The sequence below is a fragment of the Moorena sp. SIO4A5 genome (assembly GCF_010672005.1).
Classification (GTDB): Bacteria; Cyanobacteriota; Cyanobacteriia; order Cyanobacteriales; family Coleofasciculaceae; genus Moorena.
The window spans coordinates 1-4,718 of record NZ_JAAHHZ010000364.1 but is presented as its reverse complement, the minus strand read 5'-3'; the positions used below and the strand labels follow the sequence as shown (position 1 = coordinate 4,718).

The window sequence follows — 4,718 nt, the reverse complement described above, 5'->3', positions numbered from 1 at the left end:
TAGCTTTTCAAAAGAATCGAACATTAAAGCATTCTCCTACAACAAATTAAGTATTTTCCGGCATAATTACAACGTAAGTCGGTTTCTGCTGCGGACAAGCATTTTTGATGCTTTCCTCTTCAGTGCTTTCTTTACATTCGTTGTTGTCTGTGCTGACAGCATTGCGGAGGGCATTGTTGGGATTCGAGCCTCTGAATTGGGTGGAGGGATGAGCAGAGGCGCTAGTATCACCCAAGCCACTGAGATGGAGTTTAACTTCACCAATTTCTCCAGGTAGGAGTTGATAGACTCTAGCTCCAGAACCGGAAGGCAAGCTCTCGTCCAAGGGAGCGTTCCAATTCAGATTGTTTAATCCTGGATCGTCTTGGACATAATAGAAAGCTGTATCTGTTTCAACTCTGGAAAATTTACCGTGATCACGTTCCAAGATTCTATTGATTTCGTCGAAGAAATTTGTGGGTTTGGCTGAAGCATCCGGGAAAATCTGTTTGACATTCAGGTTCACTTGACGTAACTTGATCAACGCTTTACGCATGATCAGGTCTGGTTCTGGACCGTAAACTTGGATTAATTCGTCGATCAACTGAGCAGCTTTGGCATTTTTTCCTTGCATGAGCAAGCGATCGATTTTATTTAGTTTAACTTGTGAGTGTTTTTTCTTAAGCAGAAGAAACTGGACTGGGTCGTCAGCAATCTCTACAGCGACTTGAGGATACCTGCCATTTTGCAGTTTTTTTCCGAATTCTTCAACTTTTGGATCTTTAGGGAAATCATCATCAACAAATTGCTTAATTTTCTCCAAATTTCCAGCAGCTTGTTGTTGTTTAATCTGTTGATCATCGAGCCAAGACATACCTAAGTGGCGAGAGTCATCTCCCAAATCACCAACAAAGATGTCCCAATCTTTTGGAGGCTTAGGAGGTTTTGACCCTCCTCCTCCTGTGGCAGCCCGTGGTTCTGGGGTAATTTTTAGCCACTTCTTGGAGTCAGACATTTGGACGATGTAATGAGGTGGCTGCCTGCGGGATTTGAATGCAACCTGAACATCTGGCATTTCTTTGAGTGCTTGTTCCCACGATCCTTTGGAGCGACTTAAACGCAATCCCAAGGAATGTCCAGCATCAATATCTCGACCCTTGAAGCCAACTGTAAAGCTATTTTGGGTCTTGTTGACGCTAAAACTGCCAAGTTCTGTCTTACCAACAGAAGTGTCAATCTCAATTCTGCTGGAATACTGAGATACTGTCCGGCTAAATGCTTGGTTTTTCAATTTGGCATCTGGACTACGAAACTTGGTTCCCTGTTTTGCCTTAGCTGTAACCAAACTCAAATTTTGCTTGGAGGTTTTAAGTTGATAGTTTGTTCCGTTTAGAGTTTTGAAGTTTAGACTATCATCAATTAGGTTAAAAGTACTGTAATCTACATCAGAGCGGAGAGCTAATTGCTTGGCTTTACTGGTCTTGGGTAGGATAGCACGCCCTTTAAATATATCCTTACCTGCTAGGGAAACTCCCCCAGATAAGTAGCGTATCTCTCCAAACTTTTGGAATGCTTCTGAGATGAGCACAGGCATTGCTTCTGTTTTCGAGCCTTTGTAACCACGCTCGTAAAAACCAACCTGTGACCAATTTTGAAATTTCAGGCGATCGCTATTTTCTCGCACCCAGTTGGGAAACCAGTTGTCTCGCTTGACCTGAACTCCTTGCAGAAAGTCCAAAAGGTCTCCGTGATCAGATTCGTTGAGCCAGCCAATCAACAGGCTCCACTTCATAATCTCATTGAGCCGCTCGTACTCTGGCTCATAGCGAGCTACTTCTTCATAGTGGTCATTCCACCAACCCAAAAAAGCCTCTGAGCTTGCTGAAGGAGAGGTTTCCACACCTGGCTGTAGGGGATTAGAAGAGGCAGCATAAATTCGGGTTGCATTACGGGCAAAGAGCATGCTCTTACCCTGATCAGCTACCTGAAATCCTTTATCTTGAATCCCGAACCATAGCCGGGTGCTGGGCAGTTTTCTTTCCTCCTGTTGGTAAATTGATGAAATCTTGACTTTCGTCAGTGCTTTAAAATCCAGGATTTTGTCTTCTGGAGTAGTACTCAGGTAGTCAAGTGCCCAAAGTTTTGCCAGCAGGTCTGTGTAAAACAGAACCATACCCACTTCTGTCCCCTGGAGTTCCCCGTCGTAACGTGCAGCTTGGTAGCGATATTTTGTCTCTGCTACAGAAGCCAATTCACCAATTACTAATATTCTGGGGTTATCGCTCTTAGTTAGTTTGTCTGCCAAGACAAGATAGGGAACTACATCATCTTTAGCCAAGCCAAGCTTTGCTTTTTCAATATCTTGTTTGGTAATTGCTGATGCATCTTTCAGGATCAGTGTTTGCAAGACAGGTTCAATCCGACTCAGGAAATTTTCCAGACTGCGATAGTCGTAACCCGGATCTAGCGAAAAACCGCTAGCATTGACTAACTTTAATTTCTTCCACTCTGCAGCCGCCTCCTGCTTAGCTTTTTCGTATTCGGAGAGAAGGATACTTCTTGATTTTTCCCGCCAACGAGCTTCAAATTTAGAGAGTTGAGTTTGTATTTTCTTCTCGGATTGCCAAATGGCAGCGACATCTTCTATACGAATCCCTTGATACTTACGACTGAGAATCTTGCGTCCACCTAGAATTAACACCGAACCTTTGACCTGAGCAAATGTTACATCATTCACCTGGCTCATAAACTGCTTTAGGTCATCGAGGCTCTTGATTTTAGCTTCATAGTAACCATGTTCTTCGGTAAAGAGGGTTTGGGCTTCCATTACCTCTCGCTTACTCAGGATACCCAACTGTTTCTCTCGATTGATTTCGTAGTCAAAGACCTTGACCGTAGTAGGGATTTTACCAGTATTCTTGCGGTGTTTATCCATAATATGGGCAAGGTCGTCCATGCGTTCTTGTTGGGAACGATCCTTTGGTAAAAGGGCAATCACTTGTCCGTTGCCGATGTATAGGGAGCGGGTTTGTCCATACTCGAAGTTAGATACGGGCTTCATGTAGCCGTAACGAACGCTAGGAAGGTCGTACAAACTTTGGTTAAGTTCGCTGGTAGAAAGACCCTGATTGGAAGCAACAGTAAACAGGAGCCAGTCTCGCAGTTGATCCATCTGCTCTCGTTCCGTTAGCCGTTCGAGGCTGTCTTCGTCAACTCTAAAGTCAACAAAACGAGTTTGGTTTAAGGGAAAGGCTTCGGTTACCTGAGAAGCAGGAGTTTCCTGGAAATAAAGATGGGCAACTGTGCAGGGAGCCGCAACAATCCCTAAAATACTCAGTAGATTAATAATGTTTTTCATCCTAGTTACCTTTTGGCGTTGATTTGCTGATTTCGGCACGGTAGCGATCAAGATGTTTTTGAGCTTTGTGATCGAGTGGGTCTTCTTGTTGAACAAACCAGCGTACCAGTGCCTCACTGTAAAGCTGCATGACTTGGCGATCGCGTTGATCTTTTCCACTTATGGGAGAATTCGCAAAGAATTTCTCTGCTCCTTTAATCACACTCAGGTGATCTTGTTGTTGCTCAGCTTCTAGAATTTGCTGATAGGCAGTATCTCGCGTTGAACGGATTAACTGGTCTTGAATGGTTAGTCCCCCGCCTGTCAATACCAACACACTAGCAACAGCGGCCTGAACCTTAATCCGAATATCTTGATGACTGAACAACCAAGGTAGAAAAGGTTCTGTACTTTGCTTGGGCTGAACAGAAACAGGAGTGAGTTGGGGTAGTTCTGACAGTGGAATTGAGGTCTCTGAAGTTACAGGATCCTCTGTGCTTCTAAAGAGCTTGCGATCAAGAAAGGTATAAATCAACCCGCTATCGAGTTCTGCTAATTCTGGCTTCTTAGCAACAACGGCTTCCCATGCGGCTGCTAAATCCCATTGATTCTGGGGAGGATTGTTAAATATAAGATTTAATCCATCCAATAACACTAAATCCTGCCTGCCCCAATGAGTGGTTGATTCTGTGGGCAATTCTTCCCCGCTCTGGGTATGCATCACCGCAGGGGAACTGTTGTTGAAACTTTCCTGCGGTTCTGGTAGACCAATCCTTTGCCAGAGACTCATGGCCTGAGCAATTTTGAGTCCATACATTGTCTCTTTTGCTTTGGCCGACTTCATGTAGGCATTCATTGGTGCAAACCCCTTGGAAGCCTCCGCTCGTAGGCGTTGTCCTTTCTCATTCAGGCTTGCATTGAACTGTGTAGCTAGTTTTGCTTCGACCTCCTTCATCTGGGCTTGTAATTGCTGCATTGTTTCAATCAATTGATTGCGGGTCTCATAGGCTTTTTCAAGGTACGGATTGTATACCAACGCCTTCTGTACAGCGGTAAGCGCCTCGGCAATATGACCCCCATTACCCAGGCTGATTGCACGCAGGTGATGCAGATGACCTAGTAATTCAAAGATTCTGAGATTGTATGGATAGTCATTGGATAGCTTTTCTAAATGGTTAATCCCATCTTGCAATCTTGTCGCATCTTTGAGTTGCTGAGCTTCTGATTTGCCTTTGCCTAATTTGACCAAGGTAGCTGAAAAATGTACTTCTGCTAATTCATTCTGGTAGTCGATGGAATCGGAAAAGTACTTGAGCCTATTGCTACAAAGGTCAATAGCTTGTTGCCATTTTTGTGCTTCTATATAGAGGGATATTCGTTTTTTCCAAGGCAGTGCAAGCAA

At 44.1% G+C, this 4,718-nt stretch carries 2 protein-coding genes; both read right to left on the bottom strand.

Features of this window, described 5'->3' with window-relative positions; translation table 11 throughout:
* Positions 1-46: 46 nt before the first annotated feature.
* A complete protein-coding gene (locus tag F6K57_RS37060) occupies positions 47-3,337 on the bottom strand; it encodes a hypothetical protein (RefSeq protein ID WP_293057760.1) in 3,291 nt (1,096 codons plus the stop codon).
* Position 3,338: 1 nt separating this feature from the next.
* The coding region (locus tag F6K57_RS37055; RefSeq protein ID WP_293073272.1) for a hypothetical protein at positions 3,339-4,718 on the bottom strand (1,380 nt) is incomplete at its 5' end.